The organism is Lactobacillus sp. 3B(2020), from assembly GCF_013487845.1.
Lineage (GTDB): Bacteria > Bacillota > Bacilli > Lactobacillales > Lactobacillaceae > Limosilactobacillus > Limosilactobacillus alvi.
This window is the reverse complement of sequence record NZ_CP047410.1, coordinates 1,869,871-1,890,020: the sequence shown is the minus strand read 5'-3', so window position 1 is coordinate 1,890,020 and position 20,150 is coordinate 1,869,871. Positions and strand designations below refer to the sequence as shown.

At 42.9% G+C, this 20,150-nt stretch carries 13 protein-coding genes and 1 pseudogene; 9 read left to right on the top strand and 5 right to left on the bottom strand.

The window, feature by feature from the left end; translation table 11 throughout:
- Window positions 1-70 precede the first annotated feature (70 nt).
- The gene (locus GTO83_RS09430; RefSeq protein WP_180870696.1) at window positions 71-1,327 is read left to right on the top strand and encodes a D-alanyl-D-alanine carboxypeptidase family protein; all 1,257 of its coding nucleotides are present in this window, start codon (window positions 71-73) and stop codon (window positions 1,325-1,327) included.
- Between the two features lie 768 nt (window positions 1,328-2,095).
- On the opposite strand, the gene GTO83_RS09425 is transcribed toward GTO83_RS09430, so the two are convergent.
- From GTO83_RS09425 to GTO83_RS09415, 3 genes are all read right to left on the bottom strand, one after another.
- Entirely contained in the window at window positions 2,096-2,422 is a 327-nt protein-coding gene (locus GTO83_RS09425) for a branched-chain amino acid transporter permease (protein WP_180870694.1), read from the bottom strand.
- Between the two features lie 5 nt (window positions 2,423-2,427).
- On the bottom strand, window positions 2,428-3,111 hold the full coding sequence (locus tag GTO83_RS09420) for an AzlC family ABC transporter permease (RefSeq protein WP_180870692.1): 684 nt from the start codon (window positions 3,109-3,111) through the stop codon (window positions 2,428-2,430).
- A 351-nt stretch (window positions 3,112-3,462) separates the two neighbouring features.
- A complete protein-coding gene (locus tag GTO83_RS09415; RefSeq protein ID WP_180870690.1) occupies window positions 3,463-4,335 on the bottom strand; it encodes a PPK2 family polyphosphate kinase in 873 nt (290 codons plus the stop codon).
- A 65-nt stretch (window positions 4,336-4,400) separates the two neighbouring features.
- On the opposite strand from GTO83_RS09415, the gene GTO83_RS09410 reads away from it, so the two are divergent.
- Complete coding sequence (locus tag GTO83_RS09410) at window positions 4,401-5,003, top strand: hypothetical protein (protein WP_180870688.1); 603 nt, start codon at window positions 4,401-4,403, stop codon at window positions 5,001-5,003.
- On the opposite strand, the gene GTO83_RS09405 is transcribed toward GTO83_RS09410, so the two are convergent.
- A complete protein-coding gene (locus tag GTO83_RS09405; RefSeq protein ID WP_180870686.1) occupies window positions 4,980-5,126 on the bottom strand; it encodes a hypothetical protein in 147 nt (48 codons plus the stop codon). The two genes, GTO83_RS09410 and GTO83_RS09405, sit on opposite strands and share 24 nt — an antisense overlap.
- Window positions 5,127-5,291: 165 nt before the next feature.
- Here GTO83_RS09405 and GTO83_RS09400 point away from each other — a divergent pair, with 165 nt between their 5' ends.
- Both GTO83_RS09400 and GTO83_RS09395 read left to right on the top strand, forming a co-directional pair.
- A complete protein-coding gene (locus GTO83_RS09400) occupies window positions 5,292-6,194 on the top strand; it encodes a serine hydrolase (RefSeq protein WP_255463122.1) in 903 nt (300 codons plus the stop codon).
- 217 nt (window positions 6,195-6,411) lie between these two features.
- On the top strand, window positions 6,412-7,308 hold the full coding sequence (locus GTO83_RS09395; RefSeq protein ID WP_180870684.1) for a LysR family transcriptional regulator: 897 nt from the start codon (window positions 6,412-6,414) through the stop codon (window positions 7,306-7,308).
- On the opposite strand, the gene GTO83_RS09390 is transcribed toward GTO83_RS09395, so the two are convergent.
- Window positions 7,268-9,055, bottom strand: a complete 1,788-nt coding sequence (locus GTO83_RS09390) for an IS1182 family transposase (RefSeq protein WP_180870682.1) — start codon at window positions 9,053-9,055, stop codon at window positions 7,268-7,270. The two genes, GTO83_RS09395 and GTO83_RS09390, sit on opposite strands and share 41 nt — an antisense overlap.
- Before the next feature lie 330 nt (window positions 9,056-9,385).
- On the opposite strand from GTO83_RS09390, the gene GTO83_RS09385 reads away from it, so the two are divergent.
- The 5 genes and pseudogenes from GTO83_RS09385 to GTO83_RS09370 all read left to right on the top strand — a co-directional run bounded on the left by GTO83_RS09385 (window position 9,386) and on the right by GTO83_RS09370 (window position 20,090).
- Window positions 9,386-10,345 carry a 2-hydroxyacid dehydrogenase family protein gene (locus GTO83_RS09385; RefSeq protein WP_180870680.1) on the top strand — a complete coding sequence of 320 codons (960 nt, stop codon included), beginning with the start codon at window positions 9,386-9,388 and terminating at the stop codon, window positions 10,343-10,345.
- Between the two features lie 19 nt (window positions 10,346-10,364).
- Window positions 10,365-10,475, top strand: a pseudogene (locus tag GTO83_RS11100) (hypothetical protein); the annotation flags it as partial.
- 410 nt (window positions 10,476-10,885) lie between these two features.
- Window positions 10,886-11,389, top strand: coding sequence for a KxYKxGKxW signal peptide domain-containing protein (locus tag GTO83_RS09380; protein ID WP_180870678.1), 504 nt, complete (start codon window positions 10,886-10,888; stop codon window positions 11,387-11,389).
- A 257-nt stretch (window positions 11,390-11,646) separates the two neighbouring features.
- The gene (locus GTO83_RS09375) at window positions 11,647-15,543 is read left to right on the top strand and encodes a hypothetical protein (RefSeq protein ID WP_180870676.1); all 3,897 of its coding nucleotides are present in this window, start codon (window positions 11,647-11,649) and stop codon (window positions 15,541-15,543) included.
- Window positions 15,483-20,090, top strand: coding sequence for an LPXTG cell wall anchor domain-containing protein (locus tag GTO83_RS09370; protein ID WP_180870674.1), 4,608 nt, complete (start codon window positions 15,483-15,485; stop codon window positions 20,088-20,090). The genes GTO83_RS09375 and GTO83_RS09370 overlap by 61 nt, the downstream gene beginning before the upstream one ends.
- The last annotated feature ends 60 nt before the right edge of the window (window positions 20,091-20,150 follow it).

The window sequence follows — 20,150 nt, the reverse complement described above, 5'->3', positions numbered from 1 at the left end:
AAAACCCCTACAAAGTGTTTAATTCTAGTACAATGTATGAGTTGTCTAAAATTGAGTTGTGGGGGTTTTTATGATTTGGAAATTCTTTAAAACAAAGTGGCAAAGCGGAATCGCCAGCTTTTGTAGCTTGATTTTGCTGTTCGGCCTAGTAGTGGCACCACTCCGGGTGCAAGCCGCCAGTAAACCAATTAATGCGAAAGCCGCGGTAATGATTGACCAAAAGACGGGGCAAGTACTGTATGCCCAAAATGCCGAAAAATTATTGCCGGTGGCTTCAGTTACGAAGATTTTAACCCTACTAGTAATCGAGGATGATATTGCTCATCATCGCTTAAGTTGGGATCAAAAAATCAAAATTGACCACCAAGTAGCTAAGCTTTCTAATGACTGGCGCTTTTCCAATGTGGAGTTAGATGAAGGCCAATCATACACCGTGAAGGCTTTGGTTGAATCAATGATGATTGTTTCCGCAGACGGGAGTGCCGAAGCGTTGGCTCTGGCATCCGCTGGGAGCACCAAAGCTTTTAATCACAAGATGCAAAAAATGGCGCAAAAAGCTGGGGTTACCGATGCCAAAATTTACAATATGATTGGACTTTCTAATGGTGAATTAGGAAAATATGGGATTAAAGGCGTCAATAAAGATGCAGAAAATCTGTTTACTGCAACCGATATGGCAAAAATTTCCGCCTATCTCTTAAATCACTATCCAGATGTAACCAATCTTACTAAGCAAAAGTTTGTTACCTTTAAGATTGCTGAAGGCCGCGAATATCAAATGGTGAACATTAATGCCATGTTGCCCCAAAACGGAGTGGCTGCCAAAAATGGCGAAATTGATGGTTTGAAGACCGGGTTAACTGATAAGGCGGGAAACTGTTTTGTAGGTTCGGGGACCTTCAGTGGCCGCCGGGTAATTACGGTCGTCTTGCATGCCAATGGGCAGTTTAATAATCAATTCACCCAAACTCAAAAGATGATTGATATCGTACAAAATCGATCGCAGCCCGTTACGGTTAACAATATTAACCAGTTGAGTAAATCTGTAAGCCACATCAAGGTGGCCCACGGAAAGAATCAACATCAAGTAAGCGTTAAGCTTAAACCAACGGTGGTTTGGGTACCAAAGACGATGGTAAACCAAAAACATTGGCCAGCTAAGATTACGCTCCGGCAAAATATAGATAGTATCGCCCACCGGAAGGTCCGGGCTCCCGTTAAGCAAGGAGAACGGTTAGGGACGGTTGATTTGCAATTAAAGGGGATGCCAACCATGAAGCTTCCAATCTATGCCACGCAGAATGTTGCTAAGCGCGGGTTGTTTTAAAAAAGAAAAAGGGAAAAGCTTCTTGACGGCCTGGTTGGGATAAGAAGGACGAAGGTTGATTCATTAGAATCGACCTTTTTCTTTTTGATTAGCTAACACCTTGTAAAACAAAATTTTCTGGGAAAACTTTTAATTCTAAGAGGATTATGGCCGCTTTTCTTAGAAATCTTAACTGGTTTTCGAAACGAGATAAAGAAAATTAATTTTGTGAAGACTAAAAATGCCGACGATTCGGCATTTGAGTAAAGGGCAAAAAGTTAGGTGATAGCCAAAAGCAGAGTTGCTCATAATTTGCTTAGAATTGGTCATCTTTAACGTAAAATTCCTCATCAAAACATTATTGGATTATTATTGGTACTTTCCCCAAAAGCCTGTTACTATAGGGGTGTAGAAAAGATGAGGGTTCGAATGAGCCTACGAATTAAATAATAAAAGGAGTGTTCAATATGATGTCAACTATGAGTAACGTAATTGCAATTTTGGGGTTAGTAGCACTGATTATTGTTTCATTCTCGCACGGGATGCGGAACCGTTTAAGCTAATTATTAGCTTAACGGCCGGATTAAGCTAAATTAGTCGGTGAAAATTTACTTTGCTGATTTTCACCGGCTTTTTCTTTGCCTTATTAAACCATCTGAAGACCGGTTTATGAAGAACGTGGTTTCAAGCAAAGCTAGCCAGGTTTCTGATCATTCGTGAGCTGGCAGGATTGGGTTGAGCTGAAAGCGAGGTTGGGAAGTAACACGCGTTGCTTCCCAACCTCGCTTTTTAAATTAGATGTAAAAGGAGAATGTAAATTCCGGTCCCAGCAATTAAAGAAATGAAGGTTTGTCGCCATTTTAAGTGGATAATCACCGTGGCCAGCCCCGCCAAAATTTCAGGGAGACCATGATTTGCGCCTAGCCAATTGACATCTTTGAAGCAATAGACAACCAACATGGCCATAATTGCGCCAGGAAGGAATTCACCTAGTTCCTGGATAAAACGAGGTGGGGTTTGACCTTCGCGTTTAAAGAGCCAGAAGGGAAGGATGCGGGTCAAAAGATTAGCGATTGCGGCTAGGAAGATGGTGATTAAACGTTGAACTAAAGTCATCGCGATTACCGCCTTTCTTTTTGATGATTAACAATCGCAAACTCGATCACTAAGAGGACCAAGGTAGCAAGCAAAAAATAGGTTTTACCAACTACTAGTAGGCAAAGGATAGTGATGATGAGCCCACTAACCGTACTGAGGTGGCTACTTTCGCGTTTGAATTGATCAAGACAAAGAACAATAAAAAGGGCGGTCATGACAAATTCTAGACCGGCAATTTTTAGAGCAAAGGCAGTCCCGAGCAAGCTACCACTTAAAGCGCCGATGATCCAGTAACAATAATCAAATAGGGAAATTAGGGTGTAGACCCTTTGACGATCAACCCCGGTCGGAACGTGGACGGTATAGTTAACAGCAAAAGTTTCATCCGACAAGGTATAGATTTGGAAAAAATGAGCTAGTCCATGCCCTTCATAACGATTGAGCATTGAGATACTATAAAAGAACTGGCGAAACCCCACTACAAAAGTGATCATTAAAACGGTGAGGGGATTAAAATGTTGGGTTAGCATGGTAGCAATAACAAATTCAACCGAACCACCATAAATGGTGGCAGCCATTAATGGAGGATACCACCAGGCAAAATCCAAGTTATGCATGTAGAGCCCATAACCAAGGCCTAAAATTAAGTAGCCAAACATCACCGGAACCGAGGCCCGGAAGGCTACTGCAGAAGCAGAACGTGGCATAATTAATTCTCCATAATATTAAAATTTGATTAGATAATGGTTTGATTGTAATTGTTTGAAAAATAAAAAACAAGAGGGGAGCAGAGAATTTCCTTGATGATCTAAGCAAAACGGGGTGGGTTGGAAAAAGCTTTGCTAAGGCCGGGGGGGTGACCATAGTTGCCGAATAATCTGCGGAAATGAAAGAGCGACCAAGAAGAAACAAGCGTTTCTTCTTGGTCGCTCTGCTAGGCTCGTTTAATACTCAGCAAAGAAAGCTTCGGCTAGATTAAGAAGGCAACCGCAAATCTGACTAAAGTTGGCTTTAGCGTTTGCTTGCGCTCATCATCGTCAAATTTTTGGCGGCGACTTTTATTTCTCGCTTTCTAAAATTTTCAAAGCATCAGCCATTAGCTTTTTTTGGTCAGCTTCGGTGACTGGAAATTGAAGGTTAAGTTGCCTAATTCGCTTAACCATGATTTTGGCAACGATTAACCGACTGGTCCACTTATCATCAGCTGGGATAATGTACCAAGGATTTTCCTTACTTGAAGTTGCCCGAATGGCGTCTTGATAAGCCCTTTGGTAATCGTCCCAGTAACGGCGCTCTGCAATATCAGCTTTTTCAAATTTCCAGTTTTTTTCTGGTCGTTCGATCCGGGCCAAGAACCGTTGCTTTTGTTCCTCCTTAGAAATATGTAAGAAGAACTTCAAAATTACAAACCCGTTGTGTGTGAGGTAGGATTCGTAATTGTTAATATCGTGGTACCGTTGTTCAAATAACTCAGGGGTCACATCATCCAAGGTATCGATTCCTGGTAAATTTGCATTGACAATCAATTGGGGGTGAACCTTGGAAACTAGCACGTCTTCATAGTGAGACCGGTTCAGAATTCCAATTTCCCCCCGTTCAGGTAATTGATTAGTAATTCGCCAGAGAAAATCGTGGCTTAACTCAGTCGTTGAGGGCCGCTTAAAGTTAGCTACGCGTAAGCCCCCTGGATTAACTTGGGAAAAGACGTGACTGATCAAACTGTCTTTTCCGGCTGCATCCATGGCTTGTAAAACCACAATAATTCCGTAACGGCGGTCAGCGAAGAGTTTCCGTTGTTCCTGCTTGATTTTATCCATTGTGGTTGCTAATTCATTTTTGATCCCTTGACGATCCAGACCAGGATCAAAAGTGGTGGCTGCATTTTTGATTTTAAAATCCGCACCCGTGTTTTTAAATTGTTTTAAATCCATTGCGATGGCCTCCGCTTCAAGGTTAAACTAAACCTTATGAAATAATTAAGTGAGGAGAGATTTAGATGACAATTACGTCGTACGACTGGCAAAACGAGGCAACTATGCTTATACAAGCGATGGAAAAAGTTCCTGGCGTTTGGCTCGTCGAAAAACATCATTCTAACCATAGTGAGAGCATTTACCTCACTTTTGCGGTGGAGATGATGGTAAATACGATTCGGCTGGCTTTTCATCCAGCTTGGTATGGAAAAGTGGATACGATCGTCTTTTCTCAGTTTTCAAGTCGGCAAGCTCGTATCCGGGCGATGAAGCAATGTTTGCCCCGGCCTCATCACGGTATCGAAATTACATATCAAAAAATGGTGTTATTGGCCTTTGTTGCGAAAGCCAATGTTGGTCAAGGAGAACTATTACAAATCGCTGATGAAATCCGGTGGCAAAAGGCACTTGTGCCGGTTACCGTTACTCAGACCATTCATAGGTTAATTGCTGCTGGGATCCTCTGGATTAATCCCAAAGACCAACGAATTTTATTGACCCAAATTGGTCAGGCGATCTTAGCTCATTATGATGATTTTGCGGAAACGGATTATAAAAATCCGGTCTGGGATGAGAATCCACAAATTATGACCACAGCTGAATTATTCGTCCAACTTCTTACTTGAAGAATGATGATTTTGTTGATGAGAGTGGATAAAATTATCTTCTTGGGCAAAGAAGTTTAAGTAAGCAAAAAAATTTACCCGAAAACTTGCCTTGAACTTTTGCAAAATTGTTTGCCAGTGCATCTAAATCAACTCCTTTAATTTCTATTATACCGGTTTTAGAAAAACGTGAGTAGCAATTTAATGAGAACGCTTTAAACTGCAAAAGATTAGAAATTCTAATCAATTATTCAGGTAAGCATGTGGTAAAATATTTGGCGCTGACAGTTTTCAGAAAGGAGCCCTGAAATGAGAAAAACGGCGCGTGAAACACGTCAAAGCCGTCGTCAGTCACGTCGCTTCCAACAGTGGATAACTGGTGGATTTATTGGTGTTGCCCTCCTATTGGTTAGTTTAATTTCTTATACCAGTAAAAATCCTAACCAGGCGGCAAATTACCACCCCACGAAAGCAGTCACCAATCTTTTTTCAACGATGACTTTGGGTGATCAACTTCATAAAACATGGCGCCAACAGTTTAAAGCAACTGACGCTAACGTTGCGGTTGCAGTCTATTCTGCCAAGACCGGGCAGACCTACCGGGCAACCAATGCGCCAAAACATCAATTTTATACTGCTAGTACGGTCAAAGTGGCGATTTTAGCGGGGCTCTTGCAAAAAGAAAACGGTCAATTAAGCAGTCACGAAGATGAACTCGCAACCGCGATGATTGAAAATTCAAATAATGATGCCACAAATGAGTTATTTGAAAACTACATCGGGGGAAAGAGCGGGCTACAAAAGATATTCAATCATTTTGAAATGACTCATTCAATAGCTAGCAATTACTGGGGGCTAACAGTTACCACCCCAAGTGACCAGTTACGGTTGTTGAATAATATTTATTTTCATTCCGACCAATTATCGGCTAGTGAGCAAGCCTATATCCGTAATTTGATGGCGAATGTCGAAAGCGACCAACAGTGGGGGATTTCAGCTGGGAGCAGTAGCTATGGCCTAAAGAATGGTTGGCTGTCATATGGCAAACGAAAATGGATAATTAATAGTATCGGCTATATTAATGGCCCTGGTGATAATAACTACACCATCGCCGTTTATACCGATAATAATTCAAGTATGGCAACTGGGGAACAGGTGGTTGAAAAATTAGCTAAAGCAACTCGCCAAGTGATGGATCAAGCCAATCCTTAAATAAAAGACCAGCGGATCTTGGGGATTTTTTCTGAAAGCGGAGCACGATCCTTTTGAGGGCAAAATTAAATCAACCAATTTTGTGCAATAAATTCTATTATTTGTCCAAAAAAAGCGATTATTGTCGCATAGTTATCATATTATTAGCGCTGGCGAAAAATAAACATTATACTGTGGTTAATGGAAGGACTAGCCAACGAAGATGGGGGCATAAAAGATGTTATTGCGTCAACTAGACTATTTTATTAAAGTTGTGGATAACCAAAGTTTTACTAAGGCGGCGGACGCTGCTTTTATCTCCCAATCTGCGATTTCTCAACAGATTCGGGCGTTAGAGCAAGAGCTCGGAGTCAAATTATTGAAGCGCCATAACCGGAGTTTTTCGTTAACTAGTGCAGGTAATTATTTGTATCGACATGGCCCAGCGCTATTAGCCGCGGCTGACCAACTGAAGAAGGCCACGATTAATGTTGGTAAATATGAAGTTGGCGAGCTAACGATTGGTTATCCCAAAAATTATGATGGGGTTGAATTAGGCCGGGTGGTTGGCAGTTTTAGCCAACTGTTCCCCCAAATTCAGCTTAGTATTACGGCCGAAGATCATGTAGAAATGCTAAGAAAGCTACAAAATAAAGAACTTGATATTGCCTTTGTTGGCGATCGGCACGATCTGCCGGCAGAGTTTCATCAAGAATTACTTTCAAACGCGCGTTACTATATTGAAATCAGTAGTGAAAATCAAGTTGCTAACCAAATTTCGGTAACCTTAAATGACGTTGCTAATAAGCCATGTATTGTAGTTTGTTCCAAGGGGCAGGCGGCTGAAGAGGCTCGTTTTTATCGGGAAAAGTTAGGTGTTGATGGTGAATTTAAGTTTGTCGACAGTCTTGCGGAGGCCCAGATGTTGGTAGTAGCAAATCAGGGTTACCTTTTGGTAAATGAGGTTGGTCACTGGCAGCCAACCGGATCCTTGATTAACCGGGTTGCAGTAACTGAGGCAGATGGTCACATGATGGTTCAACCGTACTGTATTTTATGGCAAGAAGAGCAAATTAGCGCTGCTGTTGATGAATTTATTCAATTACTAATGAATCTTCTGCGGAATCCGGATTAGCGACCAGAGAAACTTTCGATAGCTTGGGTTTGTGTGTAATATTTAGAGATGAAAAAGAAAGAGGCTGGGAATTAACTATTAATTTTTGCCCCTCTAACATTAAAATCCGGACTATAATTTTTGCCTTGATCAAAAATTGTAGTCCGGATTTTCGATTATTTATGAAATTGGCCCTCCATCGGTTAATTAATTGTCCCAATTTCGTTATGTTTAATGTCATCAGGGCCAGGCCAATGTCATTTTCCACAGCCCGTTGACCACGCAAGTGAGTTCGGCGTATGCCAAAATCCCTCTTCATGTGACCAAAGACTGGCTCAACGTCGAACTTCCGTCGACGATAAATCGCCTTACCTTCGTCACTTGAGAGGGTCGCTTTCACTTTTGCTTTGTAATAATTCCAGGTCGGGTTAACCTTCATATAACGTTGCCGACCACCTGGTGTTTTCGTTAATTTATCCAATTGCGCTGACGGCTGGTGCTTATCTGCCCGATAGATTTTAAAATCACGTTTGAAACCATATTTATCGATTTGCTCACTATACCGATAAAAGCTAAAACGAACCCCTAAATGATCAATATAGTAATCATCTTCGGCGTTATACTGCCAATTTTGTGAGTTAGTTGGGTCGTTTTTAAACTTGCGCTTCTGTTCCTTTTGATAAGTTGTATAGGGAATAATAGGTTGCTTTTCAAACTGATCAAGAATCGTTGTGTAATTGTATTCACTACCATAACCTGCATCAGCGACGATATGTTTAAAGAAGCCTAAGGCATGAAATTGCTTAAGAAATGGCACTAAAGTCCTTGTATCAGTTGGGTTTGAAAATAATCCGTAATCAAGAACAAATTGCTTATGAGTGGCAATTTGTAAGTTATAGCCAGGTTTCAATTCCCGATTCATCATCGGATCTTCTTTCATACACATAAAAGTCGCATCATGATCAGTCTTGGAGTAGCTATTGCGACCTTGGAAGATATCTTCGGCATGTTCATACTTTTGGGCACGAGGAATTAAGTCGTTGCTTAGCTGGTGGCGAAGTTTTTTTAGGAAACGACGACGCCGTTTCCTAACTGAACCACCTTTGATGATTTTGGGTTCTTGCTCAATCTCTTCATCTAATTTAGTGATTTGCTCTCCGAGTTCTTGTTCCATTGTTTTCATGCCTTCGGCAGAAGTGACCAGCTCTGGCGCCATTTCTTGCACCACTCGTTTTTCCACTAATTCCTCATAAATCTTACTTGTCTTTTCCCTTAACTTAGCGTGGTACTTTTCCACTGCACGACGCCAAGTAAATGAATATTTATTGGCATCAGCTTCGACCTTGGTTCCATCAATAAAAACTGCATCATTTTGAATTAGGCCGTGATCTGTTAAAGCCATGGTAAAGTAGACAAAAGCACGCTTGATCAGATTACTAGCGTGCTGACTGCTCCGAAAGTTATTGATGGTGTGGTAACTATAAGTATAGTCATGGGCTAACCAACGCATTGGTAGACTCTCATCCAACATCATTTCAATCTTTCTTCCAGAATAAGTTTGACGCGAGTAGGTAAACAAGAGGATCTTAAGCATAATTGCTGGATGCGATGCAGGGCGGCCAGTAGCCGCCACCGACTCTTCCAATAGAACCTCCTGTGGAATTGAGTCGACAAATGCACTAATTAGTCGCGCAACATGATTCTGTGGTAAATCATAGTTATAGTTTAGTACGAATTCGGTTTGCCCTATGGTATAATTTTGATACATGGAAATCGCTCCTTTTTGTTTGTTTTTGTGGTAATTACATCATATCAGGAACGATTTCCTGTGTACATAAAAACCGGATGATGAATTGTTCAAGAAATTCATCATCCGGTTTTTACTTTGGACTAGGAGTTTTTTCCCAGCCTCTCTTTTTTTTTACTAAAATTCCTTATCCACGTTAATTATGGTAAACCATCATAATTGTGATAAAAATAAGTGCCCATCTTCCCAAAGGTATTTTTTAAATAATTAATTAACAAATGTTAGCGGTTCCAATATAATAGAAGAGGATTGTTATGTTGGTTTGGATTTTAGAAAAAGGAAGCGAAGCATATGACGCAAGTATATCTGTCAGCTAAATTACCGAAACTTGCTACTGACATGCTTGAAAGGGCCGGCTTATCTTACGATGTGTATGATGGGAAAGGCTTAATTACTAAGGAAGAATTATTGGCTCATGTAAATGACATTGAAGTCTTGATTACCCCGTTGTCCACGCCGGTTGATGCGGATGTAATTGCCGCAGCGAAGAACTTGAAGCTAATTGCTAACTTTGGGGCCGGCTTTAACAATATTGATGTTAAAGCTGCGCGGCAACGCGGGATTGATGTTACCAATACGCCATTGGTTTCCTCAACTTCAACAGCGGAAGTGGCCTGTGGGTTAATGCTTGCTCTTTCCCACCGAATCGTTGAAGGGGATAAACTTAACCGGACCAAGGGTTTTGATGGTTGGGCACCGCTCTTTTTCTTAGGTCATCAATTAGCTGGTAAAACTTTAGGGATTGTTGGTTTAGGCGATATTGGAAAAAACGTTGCGCAACGGATGGCCGCTTTTGACATGAAGGTTGTTTACACGCAACGGCACCAAGCGGATCCAGCAACGGAAGCTCATTACCACGCTACTTACGTTTCTTTGGATGAACTGTTGAAGGTTAGTGATGTAGTTAGCTTACATTGCCCATTGACCCCTGAAACCAAGCACATGCTGACGGCGCCACAGTTTAAGCTGATGAAGCAAAACGCCATCTTGATTAACGCTGCTCGGGGACCAGTGATTAGTGAAACTGACCTCTTAGAAGCTTTGAATAACCAGGAAATTGCTGGGGCGGCCCTTGATGTTTACGAAGCAGAGCCAAAATTTGCGGACGAATTTAAGAGTTTAGACAACGTTATTTTGACCCCGCACATTGGGAACGCCACGGTCGAAGCCCGGAATGATATGGCCAAGATCGTTACTAGTAACGCTATTGCTAAGATTAATGGGAAAGCACCGAAGTACGTGGTTAACTAAGACTTTTTTATAAAATAAGAAAATGACACTGCACAGATCTGGTGGATCTGTGCGGTGTCATTTTTGCAATTTGAACATTACTAGTTCAATTCGGAAAATTGGAAGTGGGTCTCTTTATCAACGCCCTTAGTAAAGCGTGTTGTACCAAGAAAATTGAAGTTAACTGGTAGCCTTGATCATGATAAACAAGGTTGAGGTTGTGAAGATTAGTGGTGAATAGCCAAGCGGTTAATTAAATGAAAAATAAATTCTAAGCTTGATGATTGTTTGTGAAGTGATTTCGGTGATCTGAATATAAAAAATAAATAAAATCATGTAGATCGATAAGAAAATAAAAAGAACACTTTGGAAGTAATTAGTATAAAAAACTTTGAAAAAGTTGTAGAATTAATCAGTAGGGTTTATCGACCTTTAATTGAATCAATGAAATTACTAGCGGGCGATTATTGTTTAGCAAAAGATCCATGATAATGTGAATTATTTTTGGAGTTGATATAAAATTAAGAATTACTTATTTAGTAAATAAATGGAGAGAATAAAATGACTGAACGGAAAGAACACTATAAGCTTTATAAAGCAAAGAAGCTCTGGGTAACAGCGATGCTCGCGACTGGGATTTTTATCGGTACTTCGGTCGCAACTGATCCAGTACATGCAGCAACATCAACTGATCAATCGATAACTTCAACCAGTAGTGCAAGTGAAGGGGGTAGTGCGGCCTCAAGTGCCACCAGCACGGCTAACTCATCTGCCAATAGTTCCGCAACTTCTAGCAGTGCGAGCCAAAGTGCGGCCTCTTCAGCAAGCAGTAGTGATCGGATAACGGTCAATACGAGTGACCTATTAAGTGGCAATGCTGCTCAGATAGCCACTAGTAAGAAACAAGTTGCTAGTGGTAATTGGACCTTTACTTCACCAATTAATTTTTCCAGTGAGGGGAGTACTAATGCAACTAGTGGTACATTAGACATTATCGGCGAAAAAGGTGATGTTTATACCCTAAAGATAACCGGAGATAATCTGGTAAGCCAGTTGTCACAATAGAAGGTGATACTGGGGATGCGGAGATTACGATTACTAACAATGCCACTACTAGTAACCCATTCAATGGAACGATAATTACCATTACTTTCAACGAATCCGCTCAATTAAGTGACTATTCTGTAAACTTAACCTACCTTTTTCAATCGGGATCGAATACACCGAATCAAAGTGGTTTTTATTATGGTAAGCAAGACTTAACTCTGAGCTTATCAGGAGTAGATGCCGATGGTAATTCACTTGGTGAAATCACCCAGACCGTGACGGTTGACAATACAATCCATCCTACAGTTGAGGTTAAACGGGTAACGGCTTCGTCAAAAACTTCAATTGTTAATAATGTTGACTATGAATATCAAGCCCAAATTAAAGGCTTACCGGGAAGCAATGATAGTCGTTTCCTCTCCCTTGCGGGGACAAACCCAATTACGGTCGATATTCCAATGCCAGCTGGCTTTGTCTTAAATGATTCGCTGACGAAGGCTAAAATGGATAGCCTTTGGGGGAGTGGTAATTACTCCTATACAACTGATGGGCAGACGATTAAAGTTACCTTTAATAATCCATCGACTACCTTTGTCACTAAATACTTTACGAGGAATCCATTAGCTTTTGACTTTGTGGGACATTATGTCGGTCAAACCGGGACGGTTACGGCTAGTGCAAATACTTCCTTCAATGCGAAATTTGGTTCAAATCAAGAAAGCTACAGTACGGCTACTAGTCAACCTGTAAGTGAAACGTTTGCGACGAGCGAAAAGGCTCAAGCTGGTGATTTAGTGATCTCTGGAGGGTATGTTGACAACGGGACGACTGAACATACAATCCAACTACACAACGATAAACATAAAACGCTGGGATCGTTTGGAATTAATAATCAAGGGGTAGCGGAAGTCGATAATCCAACTTTTACGATTACGATTCCGAGTCAGTTTGACGTACCTGCCAATACTTTAATTGTAAGTCGGGAAACTTTCGGCGATGACGCAAAGCTCCTAGATAACCTGAAGTACACCATTACTTACGCGGATGGTTCTGAAGCAACCTATGACTACGCAACGACACCGATTAGTAGTTTGCCGGCTAAAAATATCAGTAAGATTATCTTTACGCTACCAACGTTAAATCCAGGTGAAACTTATAAGTTTAGTTTGCCGGGTCAAGTTAATAGTACCGCTAAGGCTGGGGATGAAACTTCAATTAGCGGTGAAATTAAAACGATGGATGGTGGTGAAGGTAGTTTATCTCTAGCTCAACAGATTATTGACACTACCCCAACGACTAAAGAAGGGGTTTATGCTTATTCGTATCAGTCCATTAATGAATTTAGAATTGGTCAATATACAAATCGTGGAGCCCAAGCCGATATTACGGATCCAGTGATTTACTATGTTTTGCCAAAGGGATTCTTCTATAAAAATTATCAAGCAAAATGGACGGATGGTGACGCAAACTATACCCCAAAAATTACAACGTCAATGGTAAATGGGCAACAAGTTGTTAAATTAGACTTTACCGGAACTGGTTTTATTCTTAACCCAAAGTGGGGTGCTAATACTGCGATTGTGGCCTCAGCTGGTCAAGATACACCTGCCGGGACTTATACGGTTAAAGGATATATTTATAGTCCAGGAGTCCAATTTGATGGGATGACAGTAGCTACTAGTGATAATCAATACCTTGGGCAAGATAGTGCCACCCAACTTGATAGTCACTGGGGTTACGAAGGAGCTCGTACGTGGACAATTACGTCTTTAAGTATGATTAAGCCAAGTGCCGGGGTAGTTGAAAATGGTTTTGTGGTCGCTGATGATACCTTAAATGACCATGGCGATGGAACGGCTACCTTGGGGATGAACATTACTAATGATCAAAAAGTAGGTGCTATGGGTAGCTTTGTATATAAGGGCAAAATCCCTGATGGCATTATCATGACTGGTGCAGTAACCGGCTTGCCAAATGGTGTAACGGTGAAATATACTTTGCAGGACCCTGATTTGGCAAGTAATGAGACTGATAATTACGTAGATGCTAGTCAAATCACGGATTGGTCAAAAGTGAAGGGCTTGGCCTTATTCGGGACTGGTTTACCAGCTGGGCAAAATATGGGGTTAGTATCGATCCCGGTAAAGGTGGTTGATGTTCAAAACCAAGCGAATAAGACCTTTACTTTTAATGCTCGGTATTTCGATACCAATAACAGTACCACTGGTATTTCCGGAAAGGGGACTTTGAAAGTTGCCGGGCAAAGTACCCTAAAAACTCAGGTTCAATATACAGATGCCAATGGTAAGGTTCAGACAATCGCTTTAACTGGGACCAAAACTTACAACGACGGGGTCGATACTCCGAGTGAGAGAGACTTTCCAGTTGATTTAGCTAGCCTAAACGAGAGCGACCGGGCAACGTTACAAAAACTGTTGGATCAAAATTATACGATGCCAGAGTCAGTTTCGATGGGTAAGGTAAGTACCGATAGTCCGATGAGTGTTAGTGAGGATGGTCTTACTGTAACTTACGTTCTTGGCCACAAGACGGAAACGCAGACTGAAACAATTACGCGGACGACCCATTATCAAAAAGCTGATGGAACTAAGCTTGCAGATGATACGACCAGTACCATTAATATAGTAAAGAAGACTGATAAGGTTACTGGAAAGGCAACTTATACGGCAACTGATAGTAGTGATTCAACTAAGACCTATGATGTTACTGTGAATGATGATGGAACCATTTCTCTCACAATTCCTGGTGTAACCAGTGTTCCAGACGTTACGGGATATATGGCTAATTCTGATGATGTTACGAAGGCTAAAGCAGCGACTACTGAAAAGATCACCTTCACAGCAGATGGAAGTGAGTCGATTGAGGGTACTGTTACCTATAGTCCAAAGACCGAAAACGCTAACATTAATTTTGTGGATGTGACAAATAATTACACTACTTTAGAAACCGTTACTAGCCATGGGGACTTTGGTAGTGAAATTAACTTTATGTCCGCTAATGGTGATTCGGTTGATGCCATCGTAAAGTACTATGAGGGCTTAGGCTATGTACTTTCCAAGTATGAGAAGCAACCGTATAAAAACGGGGTTACTTACCAAGATAGTGATAGTAGTAATACTTTTTATCTGTACCTGGAACACGGAACTTATCAGGCAACTGACTATGTTACTAGGGATTGGTACTTTAAGAAGACCGATGAGAGTACTTTTGCAGACTTGCAATATACCTCATATGGTGTGACTGCCACAATTGATAAGGTAACAGGAAAAGTCATATCTACTGATAATACTGATATTGTGACAATTGATTCTGATGGGGTAGCAACGCTGCATTTCCCTGGAATCTCAGCAGATAAAATCCCGACAGAGACAGGGTATCACTGGAACGCTAAGTCTGCGGATGAAGTAGCTAATGCTGAAGAGAGCGTTCCAGTAAAATTGCACTTCAATAGTGACGGATCAACTCATATTGAATCTAATATCCAAAATACGATTTACTATGCTTTGGACCCAGAAGAAATCAAGATCCAAGTCTTTGATGAAACTATTGATCCAAACGATCAAAGTCCGTTAGATACTAGTGCAACTAAGCAGAAGACTGACTTTATGGGGAGCTACGATCAAGATGTGCCAACAACGGTTAATGATAGCGTTCAAAACTTGATTAAGTACTATCAAAGTCTTGGTTATAAGCTACAAGTTGATAGTTCCGGAAAGGAAATTCAACCAATCGTACCAACTAAGTACGATACTACAATTAATACCGGAACTACGGATAGTACTCCGCAGATTATCACCATCCGGTTAATCCATGATACTGAAACCCAAACCCAGACGATAACCCGGACGATTAATTACCAAACGACCGAAGCAGATGGGACGCATAATTCAGTTAGTGATCCTTATACTAATACGGTGACGGTTAATGCTGTTATTGATAAGGTTACGGGGGATGTTTTGAGCTATACTGCTAAGGACGCTCAAGGAAATACCGTTTCAGTAACGAAGGGTGAAAATAACACTTACTCCCTTGATGTTGCCGGGAATACTACCGTTCCAAGTAAGCTGGTTACACTGCTAATAGTGATCAAGTGGCGACTGCTCAAAAAGCAGAGGCCGTCACTAACCAAACTTTTAGTACAACTCCAGTAAGTTTAACTGAAACGGTAAATTACACGCCTAATGATCAAAAGCTCCAAATCCGAGTCTTCGATGACACGGTAGATGCAACTAAGAACATCGGGGCAGGAGATTCCGGACAAAAAGTTGACTACACAGGAAAGACAAATACCAGTTTTGATGAATCTACCTCGGTTAGTGCGCTCGAAAAGTACTATGAAGGCAAAGGATATATTCTTGATCCGAAGTACCCAAAGCCTACGACAACGGGGACGTACAATACCGATGACAATGATGTCCAATACATTGATATTCATTTAATTCACAATACTCACCAACAAAGTCAAACTGTTACCCGGACGATTAACTATGTCACAAAGACTAAGGATGCCGATGGTAACCCAATTCAAGTAGAAAAACCAACCACAGTAACAGTTACGGTCACAGCAACGATCGATGACGTAACAAAGGATGCAAGTGATTACACCGCTACGGACAGTAATGGCAAGAGTTATACGGTCACTAGGATTTCAACCGTTACTAACGGTGGTAGCAACCAGTACACGGTTACGCTTCCTGGTCAAACGACCTTACCAAAGAAGGCAGGTTACACGGCTGACCCAACAAATGCTGCGACTGCTAAAGGGGATCAAACTTACACCGTAACTTTAGATGAGACGACGAGTGAGCATCCTGAAACGGTGACCTACACGCCAAATGACCAAACTGGGAAGATTAGCTACGTTGATCCAGATGGCAAAGAAATTGGTAATACACCATTAAACGGGAAGACAGATAGTACCGTGAATGTGACGCCACAAATCCCAGCTGGTTGGGTCGAAGTGCCAGGACAAACGATTCCAACAACGACCACGGCCACTGCCGATGGAATTCCAACGGTTACGGTAAAGGTTCAACACAGTCAAGTTACAGTCCAACCAGATGATCCCAAGACGCCAAGCGACAAGTTACCAGATAACCTAGGGAAGAACTTCCCAAGTGGAGTTAGTGAAAGTGACTTGAATAAGACGATTACCCGGACGATTAACGTCACGAAACCGGATGGTACAAAGACGACTAAGACACAAACGGTCCACTTAACCCGAACGGCGACGGTCGATGAAGCAACTGGTAAAGTAACTTACAGTAACTGGACAACCGGAACATGGGATGCATATACGCCAGCTAACGTACCAGGCTACACGCCAAGTCAAGCTAGCGTTGATGAAGTAACGGTTACGGATAGCGATACGGATCAAACCGTTGATATCACCTACACGGCTAACTCGCAAAAGGCTACGATTAACTATGTTGATGATGACGATCACGGTAAAATTGTTCATACGACACCATTAAGTGGGAAGACCGATCAGACGGTCCCAGTTACAAACGAAATTCCAGCTGGTTACCAATTAGCTGACGGAAGTACCGTTCCTGATAGCCATACCTTTACACCGGGTGGGCCGGACACGATCACCGTGCACTTAGTTCACAAGCACGATCAAGGGAGTGAAACCCACCAAGCAACACGGACAATCACGGTTACAACACCGGACGGCAAGAGCCAAATAATTACCCAAACCGGGACGATTAAGCGGTCAACTGATACCGATGAAGTTACTAAGACGACGAAGTATGGTGATTGGAGTGTGGCAAACTGGTCAAAGTATGACGCCCCGGTTATTCCAGGTTACACGGCTAGTGTTAAGACGGTTGACGCAGGATCAATTACTCCTGATACTAAGGACAGCCAAGTTACGATCACCTACACGGCTAATCCGCAATCGACCACGATCCAATATGTCGACGACGATAATGGTGGCCAACAAGTGGGTGAGCTAACCACCTTAAGCGGGAAGACGGACCAAACCGTTACGCCAGAATACAATATTCCGGCTAACTATGAATATGTCAGCGGGAAGGAAGCTAGTTACACCTTTAAGGCTAGTGGTAATCAACCAATCGTGGTTCACTTGAAGCACCATCACACGACGACGCCGGACCAAAAGACGGTTACCCGGACGATTACGGTCACGACGCCAGATGGTAAGCAGACAACCACGACCCAAACGGCCACGAGTACGCGAACGATTGATACCGATGAAGTTACCGGTAAGCAAACCCCAGGCGCATGGCAACCAGCAACCTGGGACAAATTTACCACCCCAACGATTGATGGCTACGTGCCAACGGTCAGTCAGGTAGCGGCCAAGACGGTCACGGGCGATACGCCAGATGAACAGATCAACATCACTTACAGCGCTAACCCCCAAACCGCCACGGTAACCTACGTCGACGATGAAACCGGTAAGACCGTCCACGTGACGAGCCTCCATGGGGACACGGCTACAACGGTTTCGGTGCCAAACGAAGTGCCAGCTGGTTATGATTTGGTTGGCACCTTCCCAAGTAACTACACCTTTACCAGTGCTAGTCAACAAGGGTTAACCATTCACTTGACCCACCACAAGAGCACGGTACCAGAGACGAAGACGGTTACTCGGACCATCAAGTTACAAAATCCGGATGGGACGACCACCACGATTGCCCAAAAGGCTACGATTAGTCGTCAAGTTACGACCGATGCGGTTAATGGCAACCAAACCTTCACGCCGTGGACGACAGCGCTCTGGGCGAAGTTTGAAGTGCCAACCTTCAAGGGTTACACGCCAAGTCAGCTTACGGTTGCGCCGGTCACGGTCGATGGCAATAGCCAAGATGAAACGGTGACGATCACGTATGCCACCGATCCGGCCGCAATTGTTTACTTCTTAGATGAAGATCAATTGGATGCCAAGGGGCAACCAAGCCAAGTAGCTACGAGTGGTTACTTGAGCGGGAACTTCAATGGACCGATTACCGATCCAAACTACGCCCAGACCTTAGCAGACTTGCAAGCGAAGGGCTACTTGCTTGACGATCAAAAGTCAACTTACCCAACCCAGGATAAGTTTGATACCGATCCGAAGACGATTCAGACCTTCTACGTTTACCTCAAGCACCAGACCGTGACGACCTCGGAAAAGAAGACGGTTACCCGGACGATCAAGGTTAATAACCCAGACGGTACGACCAAGACGATTACGCAAGCCGTTACGATTGGCCGCCAAATCACAACCGATAAGGTCACGGGCAAGCAAACGGCTAGTGGCTGGAGTTCCGCAAACTGGACTGAATTTAAGGTACCAACAATTTCTGGTTACACGCCAAGTCAAACTACGGTGCCAGCAGTGACTGTTGATGGGTCGACAACTGACCAAACGGTAACGATCAATTACACGGCTAACCCCCAAACGGTCACGGTTAAGTACGTTGATGACACCACTGGAGCCACAATTAAGACCACGTCAATTCAAGGCGTCGCCGGTCAAACGGTTACAATCCCGGACGATGTGCCAAGTGGTTATCAAGTTGTCGGGCAACTACCAGGGAAGTACACCTTAACGTCCGATGATGGGCAGACGATTACCGTCCACTTAACTCACCAAATGACCACGGTACCAGAGAAAAAGACGGTTACCCGGACGATTACGATCATAAAGCCGGATGGTACCAGTCAAACGGTTACCCAAACGGCGACGATCACACGGCGAGTAACGACCGACCACGTTACCGGGGGACAAACCTTCACGCCGTGGAGTACGGCTGAATGGCCAGTGTTTAATTTGACCAACTTAGCGGTAATTCCAGGCTATACACCAATGGTGGTTAAGGGTTCAACCGCGCACGTAATGGTCGATGGCACAACCGAAGATACCCAAACTCAGATTGTCTATGTTGGTCAAACCCAAAGTACAACTATTCAATACGTGGATGATGAAACGGGGAAGGTCGTTCAAACTACCAACTTGTCAGGCAAGACTGGTGAAACGGTTACCCCAAGTTACCAAACGCCAAGTGGTTATGATCTCGTTGACCCAAGCCAAGCGGTCACAAGCTACACCTTTAAGGCCAGCGGTAATCAACCAATCATTATTCATTTAAAGCACCACAAGAGTACTATGCCAGAAACCAAGACAGTTACCCGGACGATCACGGTGATTAACCCAGATGGAACGACCAAGACGGTTACCCAAACGGCGACGATTACTCGTCAAGTCACAACGGATCAAGTCACCGGGGAGCAAACGGCAACTGACTGGACAACGGCTAAATGGCCAGCCTTCAATGTTCCAACGCTGGAGGGTTACACCGCAAAAGTTGATGGGGCGGTTGAAGCTGTGACGGTGGATGCAACAACAGCTGATCAAGTGGTGACGATCACTTACATCAAGCAAGCCACACCAAATCAGCCAAACAAGCCAAACAAGCCAAACAAGCCGGATCAGCCAACGGTTAATCCAACACCAAGTCAGCCAACGAGTGGCGCACCAGTTAAGCCAAACAGCAGTGGTCAATCAGCACAAGGCGCTTTAAGACCAACTGCGGCTACTAATAATGATCCAGCAGCAACCACTAAAACGGCCCGGTTGCCACAAACGGGGAATGATAATTCAATGGCTATGCTGAGCCTTGGATTTGCATCCTTGGTAGCAACCCTTGGGTTAGTAATTGCGAAGAAACGCGAAGATCAGAAATAGTTTTCGCGCTTGAAAATAAAAATCAGGGTTAAGTAGAAGGGATTGCTTCGACTTGGCCCT